The organism is Pseudomonas sp. Xaverov 83 (genome assembly GCF_019352905.1).
Lineage (GTDB): Bacteria > Pseudomonadota > Gammaproteobacteria > Pseudomonadales > Pseudomonadaceae > Aquipseudomonas > Aquipseudomonas yamanorum.
In genome coordinates this window covers 182,034-200,791 of sequence record NZ_JAAAFU010000049.1, presented here as the reverse complement: position 1 = coordinate 200,791, position 18,758 = coordinate 182,034, and the positions used below count along the sequence as shown (strand labels likewise).

The 18,758-nt window shown below is 59.5% G+C and carries 17 protein-coding genes and 1 riboswitch; of the genes, 6 read left to right on the top strand and 11 right to left on the bottom strand.

The features are described 5' to 3' along the window. The coding region (locus tag K0H47_RS16480; RefSeq protein ID WP_374106760.1) for an EamA family transporter at positions 1-943 on the top strand (943 nt) is incomplete at its 5' end. A gap of 170 nt (positions 944-1,113) precedes the next feature. Here the strand turns inward: K0H47_RS16480 and K0H47_RS16475 are convergent. From K0H47_RS16475 to K0H47_RS16465, 3 genes are all read right to left on the bottom strand, one after another. Beyond that, entirely contained in the window at positions 1,114-1,644 is a 531-nt protein-coding gene (locus tag K0H47_RS16475; protein ID WP_177071656.1) for a hypothetical protein, read from the bottom strand. A 103-nt stretch (positions 1,645-1,747) separates the two neighbouring features. Continuing rightward, positions 1,748-2,230, bottom strand: coding sequence for a GNAT family N-acetyltransferase (locus K0H47_RS16470; protein WP_219273282.1), 483 nt, complete (start codon positions 2,228-2,230; stop codon positions 1,748-1,750). A gap of 125 nt (positions 2,231-2,355) precedes the next feature. After that, complete coding sequence (locus K0H47_RS16465) at positions 2,356-3,219, bottom strand: M24 family metallopeptidase (protein WP_219273226.1); 864 nt, start codon at positions 3,217-3,219, stop codon at positions 2,356-2,358. 329 nt (positions 3,220-3,548) lie between these two features. Between K0H47_RS16465 and K0H47_RS16460 the strand changes: the two genes are divergently transcribed. The 5 genes from K0H47_RS16460 to K0H47_RS16440 all read left to right on the top strand — a co-directional run bounded on the left by K0H47_RS16460 (position 3,549) and on the right by K0H47_RS16440 (position 6,605). After that, entirely contained in the window at positions 3,549-3,734 is a 186-nt protein-coding gene (locus K0H47_RS16460; protein ID WP_219273283.1) for a hypothetical protein, read from the top strand. A 192-nt stretch (positions 3,735-3,926) separates the two neighbouring features. Then, entirely contained in the window at positions 3,927-4,472 is a 546-nt protein-coding gene (locus K0H47_RS16455; protein WP_219273224.1) for a hypothetical protein, read from the top strand. 249 nt (positions 4,473-4,721) lie between these two features. Further along, positions 4,722-5,120 (top strand): hypothetical protein, encoded by a 399-nt coding sequence (locus K0H47_RS16450; protein ID WP_219273223.1) that lies wholly within the window; start codon positions 4,722-4,724, stop codon positions 5,118-5,120. Positions 5,121-5,272: 152 nt separating this feature from the next. Continuing rightward, positions 5,273-6,019 (top strand): BPL-N domain-containing protein, encoded by a 747-nt coding sequence (locus K0H47_RS16445; RefSeq protein ID WP_063031162.1) that lies wholly within the window; start codon positions 5,273-5,275, stop codon positions 6,017-6,019. 115 nt (positions 6,020-6,134) lie between these two features. Beyond that, positions 6,135-6,605 (top strand): hypothetical protein, encoded by a 471-nt coding sequence (locus tag K0H47_RS16440; protein WP_148666966.1) that lies wholly within the window; start codon positions 6,135-6,137, stop codon positions 6,603-6,605. A gap of 100 nt (positions 6,606-6,705) precedes the next feature. Here K0H47_RS16440 and K0H47_RS16435 read toward each other — a convergent pair whose 3' ends face one another. The 8 genes from K0H47_RS16435 to lexA all read right to left on the bottom strand — a co-directional run bounded on the left by K0H47_RS16435 (position 6,706) and on the right by lexA (position 18,409). Further along, on the bottom strand, positions 6,706-7,500 hold the full coding sequence (locus K0H47_RS16435; protein ID WP_177070179.1) for a nitrilase-related carbon-nitrogen hydrolase: 795 nt from the start codon (positions 7,498-7,500) through the stop codon (positions 6,706-6,708). Positions 7,501-7,642: 142 nt separating this feature from the next. Beyond that, positions 7,643-8,068 carry a hypothetical protein gene (locus K0H47_RS16430; protein ID WP_063031168.1) on the bottom strand — a complete coding sequence of 142 codons (426 nt, stop codon included), beginning with the start codon at positions 8,066-8,068 and terminating at the stop codon, positions 7,643-7,645. 109 nt (positions 8,069-8,177) lie between these two features. Continuing rightward, positions 8,178-10,706: an excinuclease ABC subunit UvrA gene (gene uvrA, locus K0H47_RS16425; RefSeq protein WP_219273221.1), complete on the bottom strand. Its 2,529-nt coding sequence runs from the start codon at positions 10,704-10,706 to the stop codon at positions 8,178-8,180. Positions 10,707-10,869: 163 nt separating this feature from the next. After that, positions 10,870-12,579, bottom strand: coding sequence for an ATP-binding protein (locus tag K0H47_RS16420; protein WP_063031172.1), 1,710 nt, complete (start codon positions 12,577-12,579; stop codon positions 10,870-10,872). Positions 12,580-12,692: 113 nt separating this feature from the next. Then, complete coding sequence (locus tag K0H47_RS16415; protein ID WP_219273220.1) at positions 12,693-15,782, bottom strand: error-prone DNA polymerase; 3,090 nt, start codon at positions 15,780-15,782, stop codon at positions 12,693-12,695. Continuing rightward, positions 15,758-17,173 (bottom strand): DNA polymerase Y family protein, encoded by a 1,416-nt coding sequence (locus tag K0H47_RS16410; protein ID WP_177070176.1) that lies wholly within the window; start codon positions 17,171-17,173, stop codon positions 15,758-15,760. Before K0H47_RS16410 ends, K0H47_RS16415 begins: the two co-directional genes overlap by 25 nt. A gap of 7 nt (positions 17,174-17,180) precedes the next feature. Continuing rightward, positions 17,181-17,792 carry a translesion DNA synthesis-associated protein ImuA gene (imuA, locus tag K0H47_RS16405; RefSeq protein ID WP_017475309.1) on the bottom strand — a complete coding sequence of 204 codons (612 nt, stop codon included), beginning with the start codon at positions 17,790-17,792 and terminating at the stop codon, positions 17,181-17,183. Beyond that, a complete protein-coding gene (lexA, locus tag K0H47_RS16400) occupies positions 17,792-18,409 on the bottom strand; it encodes a transcriptional repressor LexA (protein ID WP_017475310.1) in 618 nt (205 codons plus the stop codon). Before lexA ends, imuA begins: the two co-directional genes overlap by 1 nt. 101 nt (positions 18,410-18,510) lie before the next feature. Further along, positions 18,511-18,720, top strand: a riboswitch (cobalamin riboswitch). Positions 18,721-18,758 lie beyond the last annotated feature (38 nt).

The window sequence follows — 18,758 nt, the reverse complement described above, 5'->3', positions numbered from 1 at the left end:
CACTCCCCCCCCCCCCCCCCAATCCCCCCGCCACATCGCTGTCCTGATCCTCGTCTGCATGGGCTGCGCCTTCGCCGGCAACCACATCGCCGCCCGCGTAGCCTTCGACGACGGCGCCGGAGTCCTCCTGGCAATTCTCATGCGCTCCGGCGGCACCCTGTTGGTTCTGGCGATACTGGTCCTATACCAACGCCAAAACCTCCGCCTCCCCCCAGGCGCCTGGCGCTGGCAAGTCCTTCTGGGCCTGCTCATCGCCACCCAAAGCCTCTGCCTCTACTCCGCCGTCGCCCGCGTCCCGGTAGCGCTGGCCTTACTGGTCGCCAACGTCTTCCCTATCCTGCTGGCCCTGCTTACCTGGGCACTCGGCGGCCCACGCCCCACCGCACGCACCGCCTTGCTGATGAGCCTGATTCTGGTGGGCCTGGTCTTCGTGCTGGACGTCCCTGGGCGCCTCTCCACTAACACCACCCTGGGCCCGGAATGGCTGGTCGGCGTCTCCCTGGCCTTTTGCGCCGCGTTCGTATTCGCCTGCGCGCTGTGGATCACTGACCACAAGTTGTCTCAGGTACGCGGTTCGGTGCGCAGTCTGCTGACGATTTTCATTGTGTTCAGCAGCGTCAACCTCGCGGGCTTGAGCGGTGCGCTTGTCGATGGCCTGAACCTGCCGGCCACCAGTACCGGTTGGCTGGCATTGGCCACGTTGGTGGTGCTGTATGGCACGGGGTTTATCGTGCTGTTCATTTCGGTGCCGCGCCTGGATATGCCGCGTAATGCGCCGGTGATGAACATTGAGCCGCTGGCGACGTTGTTGATGGGCTGGATCGTGCTCGACCAGATGCTCAGCGCCGGGCAGGTGGTGGGCGGGGTGATTGTGGTGACTGGGATTGTGTTGCTGACTTATCGCAAGTCTACCCCGCCTTCCACCAAGGCTCAGGTCGCGTAAGTCGAGAGGTGGAGCGAAAAAGGGATGGATCCATTTTTTAAATGAAGCCGTCCCCTTTATTTGCTGAGGTCGGTAGAGCGTGGACCTAGTCTCGGCCATGGTAGACCGGAACGAGTATAAAAGGGCTGATTTTCGGCAATAGCGGTCGCACGGATACGGATGCCGTCGATCTAGGATGGATAGTAGCGATGGAATTCAGCTGCTACCGAAGGCGACTTGCAAGGGACCGTCAAGTCTGTCTGCGGCGACTTTAGCGTGACGCTAATAAAGGCAGCCGATATCGATGCAACTGCTGCGAGAACTGCAATTACGATAGGTATGATAACGCTTCGCCAAGCTTCGCTTCTCTGAATTTGCCGAGCATGAAGATCAACTGCTAGTTGCATGAGCTTCGCTGTAGTTTCCGCGGAAAGCTGAGGCCTAACATCATCGCCATCGTCGTTCGGAACCGGCTCCTGCGTATTCCTAGCGATTAAAGAAATATGGGCCCGCTTCGCTCCCTCCGGCTTAATGCGAAAAAACTCTCTGTGCTGTAAACCAACCTCGATCCAATTTAAGGCACTTTTAGGCTGGCCTTGAAGCTCCTCTAGAAGGCCATCCTCGCTCCGGCGCGTCTTTTGAGATAATGCCAGAACCTGAATCATTGCCAGCACATCAGCCAAGCGGCTCTCTACTAGGTATGGTGAATTTTGCTTGGACATTGAACTCTCCTTAATACATTTCTATGTTTGATAGGAAAAAATGGGGTCAGACCACATTTAAACAATGGCGATCTGACCCCGTTTTTTACATCCCTTCAACCCACTAACACGCTGGGCCGCTCGCCGTAAGAATCTGACGGACATAATAATTGTCGAACTCACTGCTTTCGACGAACTGGAAACCATGGCGGGTGTAAAAACGATTCGAGGCGCTTTCTTTGAGGGCACCTACTTTAATCGGGAGTGCCGCCGCATCCGCCACTTTGAAAATCTGAGTGAGCACAGCAGAGCCGATCCCTGATCCTTGCGCGCTCGGCCTCACGTATAAGTGGTCGAGCACGAGTTCGTTGGGGTGATGCTTGACCACTACAAAGCCAACCCTCTCTCCCGACACCTCAATATGATGTGTGTTGTGGGCTTCAAAACCGCTAACAAACCGCTCGCGCGCCCGTACTGGATCAAATCGCCCGACGCGCTCCAGGCTTTCGCGCATGGCTTCGATTCGGATGGCGACAAGATCGTCCAGGTCGCTTTGTTGAGCGCGGACTAGCGTCACTGGGGAGTTTTGATTGGGTTTAATGGGCATAGGTTGCGTTTCGCCTGGCATGCTGGGATGGCCAGTATAGGAAGATCGGATCAGATCACGTTCCATGATTTGCTATCGTGGTCTGACACCATTTTTACAGGTTGCGTAGCCGCGTTCTGATACGGTCAGTCGATCAACTTGCTAAGTATTCGGTGCCCATCATGAGTCACCTTGACCATCGCCGAAAGCATCACGCTATCCGCACCGTCTTGGGTGAGAACGGTCCAGAATTCCGGCGGTTGGAACTTAACCCCGAAGGTGCCCAACTTCGCCACCACATAGACGTTTAGCACCTGTCCGGATTTCATCAGGCTTTCATCGTTGATGGCACCCTTGTAACCGAGCACTTGAGGTTTCTGAATCCGCATCTGGCCCATGGAGTATCCCACTAGCTCATGCACGGCGACCACTTGGTTGGCATCAAGCTCCTGTTGAATGGCATTGCCCACATTAGATAGCCGCTCGCCGGCCCGAATCTGGGAGATACCACTTTGCAGCGCGCGGCGGGCGGTCATTAATAATTTCCGCTGTTGTTCAGTGGCATTGGGGGTGGCGAATGTCCATACCTGGGCTACATGGGCCTGGGGCGATGCGGCTACCAGCTCCACTTTGACAAGTGCAGCATCCGGAAAAGGTATGTCAGTGGGTAGTGCATTACCCACCTGATTATTCACCGAAACCGGCACTGCCTCTGGGTACCCCATATAGCCCACCAACATCGGCCGCCATCCATACTGCGAAAACCGCTCCACTAAAAAGTCCTGAATCGCTTTACCGCTACTGCCCTGGTGGATCATCGGTTTGACCTTTAGTAGCAGGTCACTGGCAAGGGGGGCGAGCCGCGTCTCCTCAGCCAAAATTTTCGCGCTATCTAGTTGAGCAATCCTGGCCCCAAGTTCTCTGTTACCTGCTGCGTAGTGGTCGTACTGCAATTCTGTCGCGAAAACACTTGCACAACGTACCAATGAAAGTATTCCGATCTTTTTCAAGCGTTACTCCTTGGACGCGAATTATAGGTACCAGTGTTCGGATCGCAGATTGCTGCCGGGCATCACGCCTTACGTAACTACACCGATCGCCACCTATGCGGCAGCAACTCCGCAATCTCACTCCTCGGCTGCGTCGGCAGCCACGTGAGCGGGCACGAGATCGCGCTGGAGATCATCCAAGCCTGAAATCCGCCGCTCATGAAGGGCAGCAGTCGGCCAAAAGCAGGCTGTCCTGCAGCGGGGGTTGGTCCAACAGCCTGTCGACCACCTTGGCGTACATTTCTGCATTCCCTAAACCCAAAGGCTTGCTAGCCGGATCATCCTTTTTCATGGATACAGCAAAAGATGTAGGAATTAGATCAGTAAAAATAAATCTGTCGCCTTTTGCGCTGGATTGGCTGAATGCGGAGCGTACGCGCTATAAGGCGCAGGAGAGTCGGATTTCGGGAGATGCCGAATTGTTGAAGGATTTTACTTCGCTGCATAAGGCGCTTGGATTGGGGTGGACCCTTTGAGCCGTAAATTGGGTTAACCCAGAATACTCTAAGGCGCGAACTTAACGAGCCCATTTGAACTGGCGTCATCAAGGGTAAAAACTCATCCGTGGCCCTGTGAAGATTGATCGCAATTTGCTATCATCCTGACTTTCGATATCAACGCATCAAGCGTTGTCAACATTATGCTGTTAGTTATAACAAGGATGGACTGTGATTAAGGATTTGGCTGAGTCGTTATCGAGTAACATAAAGGAGCGTTTTACAAGCCCATTATTGGGTGCATATACCGTCGCACTGGCTTTTGCCAACTGGAAATTCCTGGTCATTGCTTTCACGTCAAAAAGTCATAGCTTTCAGTTGATAGATGAACTTGGCTCAGTCTTTCCGGGTGCACTGGAGGCTTTTGGTTACCCTCTGCTTTTTGCACTGACATTTTCACTTTTGTATCCGACCATTAAGTCCTTGATTGGCACACTCACCTCCCTTGCGAAGATCGTTGATCTTCGCAATGAATCCAGGGTCGTTAATGCGCGAGAAAAGCTTTTTGTCAAACAGCAGAGTTTTGAACAAGTCACAGTTGACAGTACCATTCGCCAGTTAACCGACCTAGTGAATGAGGATCGACTCGGCTACCACGACTTGAAGAGAATTTTAGATGTTCTTCCTAACGAGGAGGATCTTCGAATCAACCGAAAACGCGACGAGTTTATTGAAACGAAAGTTCCTGATAGCGGCAGATACGTCAAACACCCTTGATCAGTAGCGTACTCCAAGAACGGGATCAATGATCCATTTCTCCAAGAAAAATGCGGCGTGCATCTATCTTTAGAGGCTCGCCCCTTCAGCTGAGACCTGCCTATGTCAGCAAATGATATGTACATATTGGCTCTGAAGTACGCAGAGACCAAAGCGTATTTCACCTTGGGCGATTTAGTTAAGACGCTAAAACTGTCCAAGCTCCAAGAGCAGATTCTCGCGCTACAAATAGATCGAAAAGAGATATTCATGCATAGCGAAGTGGTTTACTACAACCACTCAAGCAGAAATGATATGAATTTATTTTTCACAATCTCAGACAAATTCAGACTGCTCAACCATATAGAGTTGGAAGAAGCGAGAGCCTCAGCGAGGTCCGCTTCACGATATGCGACTTATGCGCTATCTATTTCAGTAGTCGCGGCAATCATTAGTTCCCTGCTATCGCTGACTCAACTATTCTCTAATATTTCTTTACCAGATCACACGATTGCAGTGATGGACAACATCAAAGAAGCGGCATACTCAACAAATGAAAATGTTAAAACCATTTCAGATCTTGCGAAAGCTACTCTCGAACGTCAGCAAATTTATATAATTCAAAACACACTTCCGTACTTTCCAACCAAAGTACCCGTGGGTGAGTGAATTTTAGAGCCGTTGCGTATACCCAGACGAATGCTGCGCCAAGCAACACTAGCCAATTTACAAATGTTAACGCCTTCACGTGGCCATTAGCTTTAGGCTTCGACTCACAAAGTCCGATCGGACCCAATCAGCTTTAAGACGGCTCTACGACCATGAATCTGCACGCCATCGCCGCGACGCTTTTTGCGTTTTTCACGCTGTTTCCTTACTCGGTGCAAGCCGCAGCCCCCATCACCCATGTCGCTATCTACCGAGGCCCCGCGGGCTGCGAGGAATGCTCGGAGAAGGTTAAAACAGCCCTGCTGCGCGTCCGCCCGAATGCGCAGATTGACTTTGTAGGTGCTGATGAATCGATCGAGATCACGCGGCAAAGCCTCGCTCGTTATGACCTCTACGTTCAACCCGGCGGCGGTCAGGACATCCCTGCGGCGCTTGATAGTTTGGGGGATGCGCGGGTGCAAGCCATTCGTGACTTTGTCGCCCAGGGTGGGCGCTACCTGGGGCTGTGTATGGGCGCGTATCTGGCCGATGACAGCAATTTTGGCCTGATACCCTACGACCTTGATTCAGAGGCGGGCAGGCCTGGGTTTGAGGTCGCGGGGATTGCGGACGCGGCAGTGCAGGTTGTGTGGGATGGGAAAGCCGATAGCGTCTTTTATCAGGATGGGCCTTACTTTCCCAAGCCTGACGCGACCTCGCCTTCTTCAACCATTGCGACCTACCGGAATGGTGATGTGGCGGCAGCGCGTTACACCTATGAAAAGGGGGTAGTGGTGCTGAGTGGCCCGCATCCTGAAGCGGATCGGGAGTGGTTCGAGAAGGCGAATATTCCCTTGAGCGAGATGCCGCGGGGTGAGCTCTTTGGGGTGTTAGTACGCAGCATCGAAGAGCGCAGGTAGGGGGCAGACGACCCGTCAGCGAAGATCGAGCCAGAACGGTCATTTGAAATTGTCTGTAACCCACAAGCGCTTTAGCATCGCGTGCAAATAACCAATGGTCGACAGGCGCATCGCTATGACGAGCTCTGCACACATTTGCTACAACTCAAAACGGCTGGGTTTGACGTTGTCAGACGTTGCCAGACATCTGCGAGAAAATTCCTCGTGGCACGTCTCGGTAACGGAGTGGCGCGGCTATGGGATGGTTATCCCGCAATTGCTGGTCCATACCCCCACGCCATTTCTGATTCAAATAGAGGACGACCCAGACTGGGTACCTGGGGAGATTCAGGAAATTATTGAATGGGAAAACCTCGACCCGAACGCCGAGATCGCGCAAAAAATAGCTGAATGTGACGCGAGGCTGGCCATCCAGTCGACCACGCCAGACCAGGTGATTAATGACGGTTCGTCGATTACCGTCTCTACACTGGGTGCGGCGATAGACCCTTGCGATCCGGACATTTCGGCTGTGCTGATGCTGTTGTGTCGCAAGCTTGAAGGCGTCATTCACGACTGTGTAAATGGCGGGGTCACCGTCCGCTGATTGAAAAATCGGAGTTATGAAAAATCGAGGTCAGACCACCACAGGTTTAAATGTGGTCTGACCCCATTTTGCACTGCTTCTTTTGTCAGACATGGAGTGTTCATTTTGAGCGTGGACCGGATAACGCATAGCGACTTGCCTCTTCCATCAAGTCATCGCACATAGGATTGGCTTTGAGCAGGTACGCAGCCGGGTCGATTATCGACAAGCCAAGGGACGTCTCTTCTGTGGCAGATGCCCAAACTTCTCCCATAGGCCCGACAATCTGGCTTTCACCTCTGAATGTCGCCTCTGAGCCTGCATACATTTCCACACCGGTACGATTGGCACAGATTAGCGGAGTGGCGTTTTCCATTGCGCGAATACGCGCAAGCTGGGTCGTCCAAGGTCCGCCATAGTTGGCTGGACAACACAGTAGCTGTGCACCCTGGCGCACCAGCAGGCGGGCGGCTTCTGGCATCCAGAGGTCAAAACAAGTCAGAACGCCAAATCGGCAGGTTCCATCATCGAAACAGGCGAATGAATCGCCAGGTGTGAAGAGCGGCTTTTCTATGCGTGACAGATGGCACTTGCGTTGTTTCCCCAACCATCGCCCTCGCGATACGACAATCGCTGTGTTGTAGATCTGATCGCCATCTCGCTCAGCAATACCCGCAATGAGCGTTGCATCCTTGTCTGCCGACAGTTGTAGCAAGAACCGCGCGGTGGGCCCATCAAGCGCCAACTCAGCATGCCTGGACAGTGCCTCACGTGAGTCGTGAAAATAACCGATGGTGCAAAGCTCAGGCATCACCAAGAGATCAAATTGCGCCGAATCTACGAGATCGCGAATCTTCCTGAAGTTTGCTGCAGGATTGCCAAACGAAACAGGGTATTGCAAAAACGCCGTGAGCATAAAGTCGTCCAGCCATTAAAGAGGTTTTCCGGGCCCGGGCTTATCTTCCGATGGGCGGCGTCAAGTCGAACGACAACAAATCGGGTCAGACCACCCTTGTTTTAAATGTGGTCCTACCCCCGACTTTGCAATTTTGGACAGGCTACTTGAAATAGCCTGTGCGGCGTATCCGCAGGCTGTAGACCCAAACGGCAATCAGCAAGGCTGCTTGTAGGGCGGCCGGCAGTACGAACCAGGCAACCTGCACATATTGGCTGGCCGATACCAGGAAAACTTCCGGAAGCATGAGCGGGATTAGCATCAGCCCGAAAAGTAACGAGCCCAATAGAAACCACGAAGATTTTGCACTGCGCAACCACAGCAACAGGCTACCCACGGCCAACAGAATGCAGGTCAGCGCAGCGGGGAGCAGCATGATGATCGAGATATCACCCGTCCTGGCCATACCCCAGCCGTCGCTGACCACCCAGTAGGCAATTTTTATTGTGAGAATCAAGCAATAAGCCACCGAAAATGTGACCATCGCCGGGCGCGAGGGGTTTCTTACCTGAGATGTACTTGTGTCCATAAGTTCCAGATCCAGCGACAGGCCGGATCATCCAGCCAACCGCTGCAGTCTACCGAACGCTCGGGCAATCACGAAGCTGCCGGCGAACATGGCGCACGTCGAGCAAAACTCAGCCCAACTCGCGCCCCAAAAACGGCGCAGTCCGGCTACTCTTGCTCTTCGCCACCTTCTGCGGCGTGCCACTCACTACCACCTTCCCTCCTCTATCCCCGGCCCCCGGCCCAATATCAATCACCCAATCACTCTGGGCCACCACGCGCATTTCATGCTCCACCACGATCACCGTATGCCCCGCCTCCACCAGATGATTCAACTGGCTCAACAACCGGTCCACATCCCGCGGATGCAACCCGGTCGTCGGCTCATCCAGCACATACAGCGTCGCCCCCCGCGCATTGCGTTGCAGCTCGGTCGCCAGCTTGATCCGTTGCGCCTCTCCCCCCGACAACTCGGTCGCCGGCTGCCCAAGGCGCAAATAACCCAAGCCAATATCCCGCAGCACTTGCAGCGAGCGCAGCACACCCGGCTCTTCGGCAAATACCTCCACCGCCTGTTCAACCGTCAGCCCCAGCACTTGGGCGATGGTCAGGCCTTCCCACTTGATCGCTAACGTCTCCGGGTTGTACCGCGCCCCGTGGCACGTCGGGCATGGCGCGTACACGCTGGGCATGAACAGCAATTCAACGCTGACAAAACCCTCGCCTTCGCAGTTCGGGCAGCGCCCTTTGGCGACGTTGAAGGAGAATTGCCCGGCGTCGAAATGGCGCTTTTTAGCCGCGGGGGTGGCGGCGAACAGTTTGCGCACGTTGTCGAACAGCCCGGTGTAGGTCGCAAGGTTGGAGCGCGGTGTGCGGCCGATGGGTTTTTGGTCCACCTGGACCAGGCGGCGGATGTGTTCCAGCCCGCCGCTGATGCGGCCGCCACTGGTTTGTGGGGCGTCGTCTTCGAGGCTGGGTTCGTCTTCGGTTTCCACCACGCGGCCCAGGCCTGCGCCTACCAGTTCCAATAGCGCCTGGCTGACGAGGCTGGATTTGCCCGAGCCGGAGATGCCGGTGACAGCGGTGAAGCAGCCCAGGGGGAAGTCCACGCTGAGGTCGTTGAGGTTATTGCGCGTGACGCCTTCCAGGCTCAGCCAGCCGGTGGGTTGGCGCGGTGGTTGGCTGACCGGGCGCTTTTCGGCGAACAGGTATTCGCGGGTTTGCGAGGCTTCAATCTGCGCGAGGCCGGCGGGTGGGCCGCTGTAGAGGACTTGGCCGCCGTGTTCGCCCGCAGCGGGGCCGACGTCGATCAGCCAGTCGGCGCGGCGCATGGTTTCAAGGTCGTGTTCCACCACGAACAGTGAGTTGCCGGCGGCCTTCAGGCGATCAAGGGCGGCGAAGAGGGCTTCGCCGTCGGCAGGGTGCAGGCCGGCAGAAGGTTCGTCGAGTACGTAGATCACTCCGAACAGTTGCGAGCCCAGTTGGGTGGCCAGACGCAGGCGTTGCAGTTCACCGGAGGACAGGGTCGGTGTGCTGCGCTCAAGGGCGAGGTAGCCGAGGCCGAGGTCGGTCAGGGTGCTGACGCGCTCGAGCAGGTCCTGGGCGATGCGTTGGGCGGCCAGGCGTTTTTCCACGGAGAGTTTTTTATCGCCCTGCCCTTCAGCCACCGGGCGCAGGAGCTCGGCGAGTTGCAGCAGGGACATTTGCGACAGTTCGCCAATGTCCACGCCGGCAAATTTCACCGACAGCGCGGCCTTGTTCAGGCGTTTGCCTTCGCACAGCGGGCATGGGCTGCCTTGCATGAATTGCGACACGCGCTTTTTCATCAGGGCGCTTTGGGAGTGGGTGAAGGTGTGCAGGATGTAGCGTCGGGCACCGGTGAAGGTGCCCTGGTAGCTGGGTTCGAGTTTGCGTTTGAGGGCGTCGCGGGTTTGGGCAGGTGTGAAGCCGGCATACACCGGGACAGTGGGGGTTTCTTCGGTGAAGAGGATCCAGTCGCGCTGCTTTTTCGGCAGATCTCTCCATGGGATGTCGACGTCGTAGCCCAAGGTGACAAGGATGTCGCGCTGGTTCTGGCCTTGCCACGCCAGCGGCCAGGACGCTACGGCGCGCTGGCGGATGGTGAGGGAAGGATCGGGCACCATCAGGGCTTCGGTCACTTCGTACACCCGGCCCAGGCCGTGGCATTGCGGGCACGCGCCTTGGGGCAGGTTGGGGGAAAAGTCTTCGGCGTAGAGCATCGGTTGCCCCGCCGGGTAGCTGCCCGCGCGGGAGTAGAGCATGCGGATCAGGCTGGACAAGGTGGTGACGCTGCCCACTGAGGACCGTGTGCTGGGTGTGCCGCGCTGCTGTTGCAGGGCCACGGCAGGTGGCAGGCCTTCGATGGAGTCGACGTCGGGCACGCCGACCTGGTCGATCAGGCGACGGGCGTAGGGCGCGACGGATTCGAAATAGCGGCGCTGGGCTTCGGCGTAGACGGTGGAGAATGCCAGCGAGGACTTGCCGGAGCCGGACACGCCGGTGAACACCACCAGGGCGTCACGGGGGATGTCCACGTCGACGTTGCGCAGGTTGTGTTCCCGGGCACCCCGCACCCGCACGAAGCCTGGGCGTTGGGTGGTGAGCGGGGTGTCTGGGGGCAGGTTGCGCTGGGAAGTCATGGGTAACCTTATCGGTGTGTTCAAGGCAGTGAAGATCAACTGTGGGAGCCGGACTTGCCCGCGATGGCGGTGTGTCAGTTGCCAGATGGGGGACTGATGCATCGCCATCGCAGGCAAGCCAGCTCCCACAGTGGATTGGCTTTGCGGGTTAGATCTCCATTCGTCACATCATTCGGGAGGTCAGCACCGAGCGCACCCGTTGCGCCAATTCATCCGGGCCATAGGGTTTGCTCAGCAGGTGAATGTCGGTGCCCAGCAGGTGGTTGCTGGAAAGAATGTCGCGGGTATGCCCGGACGTGAACAGCACCGCTATCGCCGGCACTTGCTCCCGCGCCCATTCGGCCAGGTCGGTGCTTTTGACCCGGCCCGGCATCACGACGTCGGTAAAAATCAGGTCCGGTTGCAGGCCGGCCTGGAGCATCAGCATGGCCCGGTCGCCGTCTTCGGCGGTGAGCACGGTGTAGCCGGATTGTTCGAGCAATTCCACCGCGGCCGCGCGTACGCCTTCGTTGTCCTCCACCACCAGGATGGTCTCCTGGCCGCCGCTGTGTTGTGTGAGCTGGACGGGCGTATCGTGGCTTTCCGGCTCTCCGAGGTTGCGCGGGAAATACATCTGCACCACGGTGCCGCTGCCCTCCACGCTTTCGACCTCCACATGCCCGCCACTTTGGCGCACGAACCCGAACACCATGCTCAGGCCCAGGCCGGTACCGTGCCCATTCGGCTTGGTGGTGAAAAACGGTTCAAAGGCCCGTGCCAGGATCGTCGGTGACATACCGGCGCCGCTGTCGGCGACGGCCAGGCGCACGTATTCACCGGGGTTGATGCTTTTGCCGGCGCAGTCCGGGGGATTGAGGATGATGTTTTCGCCGGTGATCCGAATCACGCCCTCGCCTTTCATGGCATCCCGGGCGTTGATCGCCAGGTTGAGCAGTGCGTTTTCCAGTTGGTTGCGGTCGACGTTAATGCACCACGGATTCTGGGGCAGTTGCACATCAATGTGGATGGTTTCTCCCAACGCCCGCTGCAGCAATTCACCCAGGCCTTCGTAGATGCGCAATGGGTTGTACACCGCCGGCGACAGCGGCTGGCGACGGGCGAACGCCAACAGCTGCGAGGTCAGTTTGGCCCCGCGCTCCACTGCCGCGATGGCGGCGCTGACGCGGCGCTGCACCTGGAGGTTGTCCGGTTCATGCCGGGCCAGCAGGTGCAGATTGCCGGAGACCACTTGCAGCAGGTTATTGAAGTCGTGGGCCACGCCGCCGGTCAGGCCGCCAATGGCTTCCAGCTTCTGTGATTGACGCAGCTGTTCTTCGGCGGCGGAACGGGCCTGCACTTCGGCGGCGACACGCTGCTCGAGGTTGTGGGTGAGTTCCTGGCGCAGGCGCTCGGAGATCATGTGTTCAGTGGTCTCCACCACAATCGCCAGGACCCCGGCCGGTTGCTGATCGTCACCGGCCACGGGGCTGTAATACAGGTCCATCCACACTTGTTCCGGACGGCCGTCGCGCAACAGCTCCAGGGGCAAGTTGCGATAGGACAAGGTGCCGCCGGCCAGGCAGGTGTCGACCACATTGCGGTTGAAGTCGGCGACTTCCGGCCAGCCCAGTTCTACCGGCGCCCCCAACAGATACGGGTGGCGACCGCCGGCAAACACCGAATAGCTGTCGTTGTAGATCATGTAACCCGCCCGTCCCCACAGCATGACCATAGGAATGGGCGATGCCAGCATCAGTTGCACGGCACTGGTCAGGCTGGAGGGCCAGGCGCCAATGGGGCCGAGGTCGGTAGTGGACCAGTCGAATGCGCGAATCCTCTGGGCCATTTCCCCAGCCCAGCCATCACAGCCATGGGTATCGGATAAAAACTGCATCAGTCGGCTCTGCAAAAGATAAAAGGTGGGCGGCGATGAAAACTTTGAGCCCGACAGCGGCGGTTGGTTTCATCGCATATTGCTTATGCGGCCATGAAGGAGCAAGAGCCGGATCAGCGAAAATCCCGGCTGCGCACACTGATGCCCGACAGCAGCGGGGTCAGGTCGGTCAGGCGCCCGGCGATCAGGTGCCGAACCTCCCCCACTGCCTCCCAGCGCCCATCCACTTTAAGCAACCGCGAGCCCACCAGTGCCTGGCGCTGCCGCTCGGCCAAATCGCGCCAGACCACCACATTGATATTGCCGAACTCATCTTCCAGGGTGACGAAGGTGACGCCGCTGGCCGTGCCCGGACGTTGTCGACCGGTGACCAGGCCGGCGACGCTGACGTTGCGCCCATGCTCAACCAGCAGCAACTCTTTGGAGCTGCGGCAGCGTCGTGCGCGCAGTTCATCGCGCAACAATGCCAGGGGATGTGGGCCCAGGGTAGTACCGACGCTGGCGTAGTCGGCATACAGGTCTTCGCCCACTGTCGGTTGGGGCAGTTCCACCACCGCTTCTTCGGGGCTGGCCACACCGGCAAACAGCCCCAGTTGCTTCTGCACCCCGGCCACCTCCCAGCGCGCTCGATGCCGATGCCCGGCCAGCCCGCGCAAGGCTCCAGCATCCGCCAACAATTCCTGGGCACGGGTGTCCAAATGGGCACGTTCGCCCAGGTCGGCAATGTCGAAAAACGCCCGCGCCTGACGCGCGGTTTCGATGCGTCGGCCATCTTCTTCGCGAAACCCGGAGATCATCCGCAAGCCCATGCGGATGGCCGGTTGCTGGCCGTCGATGGGTTCAAGGCTGCAGTCCCAGTCGCTGGCCTGCACATCCACCGGGCGGATCTGCAAATGATGGCGGCGGGCGTCCTGCAGGATCTGGTCCGGGCTGTAGAAACCCATGGGCCAGCTGTTGATCAGGGCGCAAGCAAAGGCTGCCGGTTCATGGCATTTGAGCCAGCAACTGGCATAGGTCAGCAAGGCGAAACTGGCGGCGTGGGACTCGGGAAAGCCGTAGCTGCCAAAGCCCTTGATCTGCTCGAAGATCTGCGCGGCGAAGGCTTCGGTGTAGCCGTTTTTCAGCATGCCGGTGCGCAGGCGTTGCTGGTGGGGTTCGAGGCCGCCGTGGCGTTTCCAGGCGGCCATGGAGCGGCGCAGTTGGTCGGCTTCGCCGGGTGTGTAATCGGCGGCGACCATGGCGATCTGCATGACCTGCTCCTGGAACAGCGGGATGCCCAGGGTGCGTTTGAGCACGCTTTCCAGCTCCGGCGACGGGTAGGTTTCGGGTTCTTCCTTGTTACGTCGCCGCAAGTACGGATGCACCATACCGCCCTGAATCGGCCCGGGCCGCACGATGGCGACCTCGATCACCAGGTCGTAGAACGCTTTCGGCCGCAAACGGGGCAACATCGACATCTGTGCCCGCGACTCAATCTGGAACACGCCAATGGTGTCGGCCTTGCTGATCATTGCGTAGGTCGCCGCATCTTCCTTGGGCACCGTGGCCAGGCTCAGGTCCAGGTTGCGATGGCGGCGCAGCAGGTCGAAGCAGCGGCGAATCGCACTGAGCATGCCCAACGCGAGGATATCCACCTTAAGCAGGCCCACGGCGTCGAGGTCGTCCTTGTCCCACTGGATAATGGTGCGATCGGCCATGGCCGCATTTTCTACCGGCACCAGAGTGTCCAGCGGGTGTTCGGAAATCACGAAGCCGCCGGGGTGTTGGGACAGGTGCCGGGGGAAGCCGATCAGTTGTTGGGTCAAGGTCAGCACCCGGCGCAGCACCGGGCTGTCGGGGTCGAAACCACCTTCGCGCAGGCGCTCCAGGGGGGGTGCCTCATCGCTCCAGCGCCCGCAGCAGTCGGCCAGGGCGTTGACCTGATCCGGCGGCAACCCGAGGGCCTTGGCGACGTCGCGCACCGCGCCGGCGCCGTGGTAGCTGCTGACCACCGCCGTCAACGCAGCGCGGGTGCGGCCGTAGCGTTGGAAGACGTATTGCAGCACTTCTTCGCGGCGTTCATGTTCGAAGTCCACGTCGATGTCCGGCGGCTCGTTGCGTTCCCGGGACAGGAAGCGCTCGAACAACATGTTCATCAGGCTCGGGTTGATCTCGGTGATGCCCAGGGCAAAACACACCGCCGAGTTGGCCGCCGAGCCACGGCCCTGGCACAGGATCGAACGGCTGCGGGCGAAGCGCACAATGTCGTGTACGGTGAGGAAGTAGCTTTCGTAGCCCAGCTCGGTGATCAGCTTCAGCTCATCGTTGATCTGCCCAAGGGTCTTGGCGTCCACGCCGTGCGGCCAACGCTGGGCAATGCCCTCTTCGGTCAAGGTGCGCAACCAGCTCTCAGGCGTTTGCCCTTCGGGCACCAGTTCCCTCGGGTATTGATAGCGCAGTTGGCTGAGGTCGAAGGTGCAACGCCGGGCAATGTTCAGGGACTCTTCCAGCAAGTGTGCCGGGTACAGCGCGGCCAATGCGTCAAGGCTGCGCAAGTGCCGTTCGCCATTGGGATGCAGGCGCGCACCGGCTTCGGCCACCGGGACGTGATGACGGATCGCGGTCATGGTGTCTTGCAGGGCACGGCGGCCACGCACATGCATATGCACATCGCCGCAGGCCACCGCCGGCAGGTGCAGGCTGGCGGCCAGGTTCAAGCGTTGTTCAAGGTGGCGGGCATCGTTCTGGCCGCAATGCAGCTCCACGGCCAGCCACAGGCGATCGGTAAAGGTGCTGCACAGCCATTGGATATGGGCCTGGGTGTCGGTGTCTTCGACCATCCATAACGCCAGCAAACCTCGCACGGATGTGAAGTCTTCCTGCAGCAGGCGGTAGTGACCTTTTTCTGCACGGCGGCGGGCGATGGTGATCAGCCGGCACAGGTGCTGATAGCCCTCCAGGTTCTCCACCAGCAGCACCAGCTTCGGGCCGTTTTCCAGGCGCATCTCGCTGCCGATAATCAGCGGTAACTCGACTTCCTTGGCCACCTGCCAGGCACGGACGATACCCGACAAGGTGCATTCATCGGTGATCGCCAGCGCCTCGTAACCCTGCTGTTTGGCCCGCTCGAACAGTTCACGGGCACTGGAGGCGCCACGCTGGAAACTGAAGTTGGACAGGCAATGCAGCTCTGCGTACTTCATGCGAACCAGCCTTGCAGCCACAGTGTGCCGCTTTCGCCCACGGTGCGATAAGCCCAGCCCTGTTGGCCGGCGCGGGTGCGCACCAGGTAGTAATCGCGGCGCACATCGGCACCATCCCACCAGCCGGATTCGATGCGCTCCGGGCCCATCAGGATGTGTAGACCTTGCTCGGCCAGGGGCGTCGGTTCATGCAGCAACCAACCCGGGCGCTGCACTCTATTTGAGGGTGTGCACGGGCGACTGTCAGCACCGGTTTGCCAGGCACATTCCGGGCGGTGGTCGGCGTGAAAGCGCAGGCCTTGCACCGCTTCGTCCCCCAACCGCGCCCGCAGGCGTTCGCGCAGTTGCTCCCACGGCAGGGTTTGTTGCGGGCGCTCGTCGAACAGATCCTGGCGCTGGGGCACAAACACCGGCAGGTCCTGGGCCACCAGGCGAAAGCCACGCACCGGCGAGGTGACTTGCACTTGCTCCAGGCGACCACGGGCCAGTTCGAACAGCATTGCTGCGTCACGCTCGGCGCTGAGCAGGCCGACCTTGATCACGCTGTCGGGTTCTGCGGCGTGCTCCAGGTGCAGGTCAAAACGCTGCACGCCACTGTCGCGGCCACACAGGAACGCCGATAAATCGCCAGTCAAACGGCGCAAGGGAAACAGCAAAGCCTGGTGGGACAGCACATCAAAATTCAGCTCGATGCGCACATCGAACTGGTCCGGCGGTTGGTAGAACGCCAGGGCCAGGGGCCGTTGCCCGCACAGTGCATCGAGGTGCTTGAGTAGCGCCGCGTCGAAACGCCGGGCCAGGGTATGCCGGGGTAATGCCTGCACCTGAGCCAGGGTGCGCAAGCCCATACGCGACAACGCGGTGGCGGCGTGTGGGTCGAGACCGGCGCGGTCGATGGGGATCGGCGCCAGGGCTTGTTGCAGGCTGTGCTCATCGGCCACGGCCAGGCCGTCGTAAGCATTCGCCAGAATCCGCGCCGCCGCCGGGTTCGGCGCGGCGACGATGCGATGACGAAACCCGAGGTCAGTCAGTTCCTTGCGCAAGCGCGCTTCGAGCAACGGCCAGGGCCCGAACAGGCCCAGGCTCGACTCGATCTCGAACAACAACGCCCGTGGGTAATACACGCTGACCTGGGAGCTGAAACGGTAGGCCCAGGCCGCAAGAAATTGCTGCCAGTATTCGATCTGCGCCGGGTCGTATTCGGCGCAGGCAAAAGCCTTGGTCAAGGCATGGGCCGCCGTCAGGGATTGGCCGGGGCGCAGGCCGAGTTTGCGCGCGGCCTCATTGACGGTTTGCAGCACCCGTCGTTGCGGCGTGCCGGCCAACAGGGCCAATGGCTGATCCGGTTCGGAGCGCAGACGCAGCACCCCGTCCAGCGCCAATTGCGGGAAGACAATACACACCCAGCGCATGCCAACCTCAGTGCCCAAGCGCAATGGGCGCGGGATGGGCCAGGCCGCCCCGGCACTTGAGCACCCGCACTTGCGCCGGGCTCGCCTCAACCGCCAGGCGCAACGCGGCCGGTGACGGGTTGATGGCCTCGTTCAAGGAGCGCCAGGCAAAGGCCAGGGTCTGGCCGGTTTCCGCCGCCACCTGCAAGCGGCGCAAGGCCCGGTCATCGGCCTTGCGTGGCCAGCACAGCACCGCGCCACAACTGCCGGAGCGCAGGCATTGCTCCACGGCCCACAAGGCATCGCGTTCATCGGCCTGGATCACGGAAAGCTGGCGCACATCCACCCCGGCGTTTTGCCAGGCGTGGGGGTACGGCGTGTAAGGCGGCGCCACCAGCACGATGCGCTCGCCGGCCGCCGACAACCGCGCCAGGGTCGGCCACACCAGTTGCAACTCACCCACGCCCTCCTTCGCCATCAGGATTTCGCTCAACGCCGCTTCCGGCCAGCCACCGCTGGGCAGCACTGCATCCAGGGCCGCAAGCCCGGTGGGATGGACGCTGGCGGGCGGCGCGGCAGGCCGGCCTTTCCAGACCCGGCCGCCATTGAACAGCGAGTCCAGTGCAACGACGGCGCCCATCAGCCTTGCCTCACCAAACCGCAGAACACCCCTTCGATGGCCAGGTCCTGATCGGGCCGCACCACGATGGGTTGATAAGCGGGGTTGCGCGGCAGCAAGCGCACGCGCTCGCCGACGTGTTCGAAACGCTTGATGGTGACCTCACCGTCCAGGCGCGCCACCACGATCTGCCCGTTCAAGGCTTCGGCGCTGCGGCGTACGCCCACCAGGTCGCCATCGAGGATGCCGTCTTCGATCATCGAATCGCCCTGTACCCGCAGCAGGTAATCCGGGGTTTTCGCGAACATGCCCGGGTCGAGTAAGAGGCGGTTGTGCACTTCAGCGTCAGCGCCGATGGGCAAGCCGGCAGCTACCCGGCCGAGTACCGGGATGTCCAGCAGCTCCGGCCGCGCTGGCTGATTGAGCAGGCGAATGCCGCGCGCCTGGTTGGGGTTGACCTCGATAAAGCCGCCCTCGGTCAGCGCCAGCACATGCTTGCGCGCCACGCTGCGGGAGGCAAAGCCGAACGCCTCGGCGATCTCGGCGAGGCTGGGAGACTGGCCTTGCTGCGCGATACGGTCGCGGATAAAGGTCAGGATGGCGGTACGGCGGGGCGTTAGATTCGTCATGGAGTACATTTGTACTCCTGTGGGAATTTTCTGGCAATATCCGTCAGTCGCTTCCCATGCAGCCACCGGAAAAGTCCCCGCCAAGTTGACGAACGGTCTTTCGAATGTTCAGATGCCGGCCTGTTTCAGGTGCCCCCTGCCGCCGTGCTTGGGGTGAAACGGGAAACCGGTGCCGCTCTTTTTTTGAGCCAGTCCGGTGCTGCCCCCGCAACGGTAGACGCGTGACCCCTTCGACACACCACTGTGGCCAGCGCGCCATGGGAAGGTGAAGGTGTCCATACGCGTGAGCCCGGAGACCGGCCTGGAATTCTGTTTGGCAAAATCCTGCGGTGGGCGGGCATGGGCCGGTATTGGCGTG

Coding starts and splice junctions, on each gene's coding strand:
- imuA (WP_017475309.1), bottom strand. CDS start 17,792: ATGGGCGCCGTCGTTGCACTGGACTCGCTGTTCAATGGCGGCCGGGTC.
- K0H47_RS16460 (WP_219273283.1), top strand. CDS start 3,549: ATGGATACAGCAAAAGATGTAGGAATTAGATCAGTAAAAATAAATCTG.
- K0H47_RS16470 (WP_219273282.1), bottom strand. CDS start 2,230: ATGCCCATTAAACCCAATCAAAACTCCCCAGTGACGCTAGTCCGCGCT.
- K0H47_RS16430 (WP_063031168.1), bottom strand. CDS start 8,068: ATGGACACAAGTACATCTCAGGTAAGAAACCCCTCGCGCCCGGCGATG.
- K0H47_RS16435 (WP_177070179.1), bottom strand. CDS start 7,500: ATGCTCACGGCGTTTTTGCAATACCCTGTTTCGTTTGGCAATCCTGCA.
- K0H47_RS16420 (WP_063031172.1), bottom strand. CDS start 12,579: ATGCAGTTTTTATCCGATACCCATGGCTGTGATGGCTGGGCTGGGGAA.
- K0H47_RS16450 (WP_219273223.1), top strand. CDS start 4,722: ATGCATAGCGAAGTGGTTTACTACAACCACTCAAGCAGAAATGATATG.
- K0H47_RS16475 (WP_177071656.1), bottom strand. CDS start 1,644: ATGTCCAAGCAAAATTCACCATACCTAGTAGAGAGCCGCTTGGCTGAT.
- K0H47_RS16410 (WP_177070176.1), bottom strand. CDS start 17,173: ATGCGCTGGGTGTGTATTGTCTTCCCGCAATTGGCGCTGGACGGGGTG.
- K0H47_RS16445 (WP_063031162.1), top strand. CDS start 5,273: ATGAATCTGCACGCCATCGCCGCGACGCTTTTTGCGTTTTTCACGCTG.
- K0H47_RS16440 (WP_148666966.1), top strand. CDS start 6,135: ATGACGAGCTCTGCACACATTTGCTACAACTCAAAACGGCTGGGTTTG.
- lexA (WP_017475310.1), bottom strand. CDS start 18,409: ATGTACTCCATGACGAATCTAACGCCCCGCCGTACCGCCATCCTGACC.
- uvrA (WP_219273221.1), bottom strand. CDS start 10,706: ATGACTTCCCAGCGCAACCTGCCCCCAGACACCCCGCTCACCACCCAA.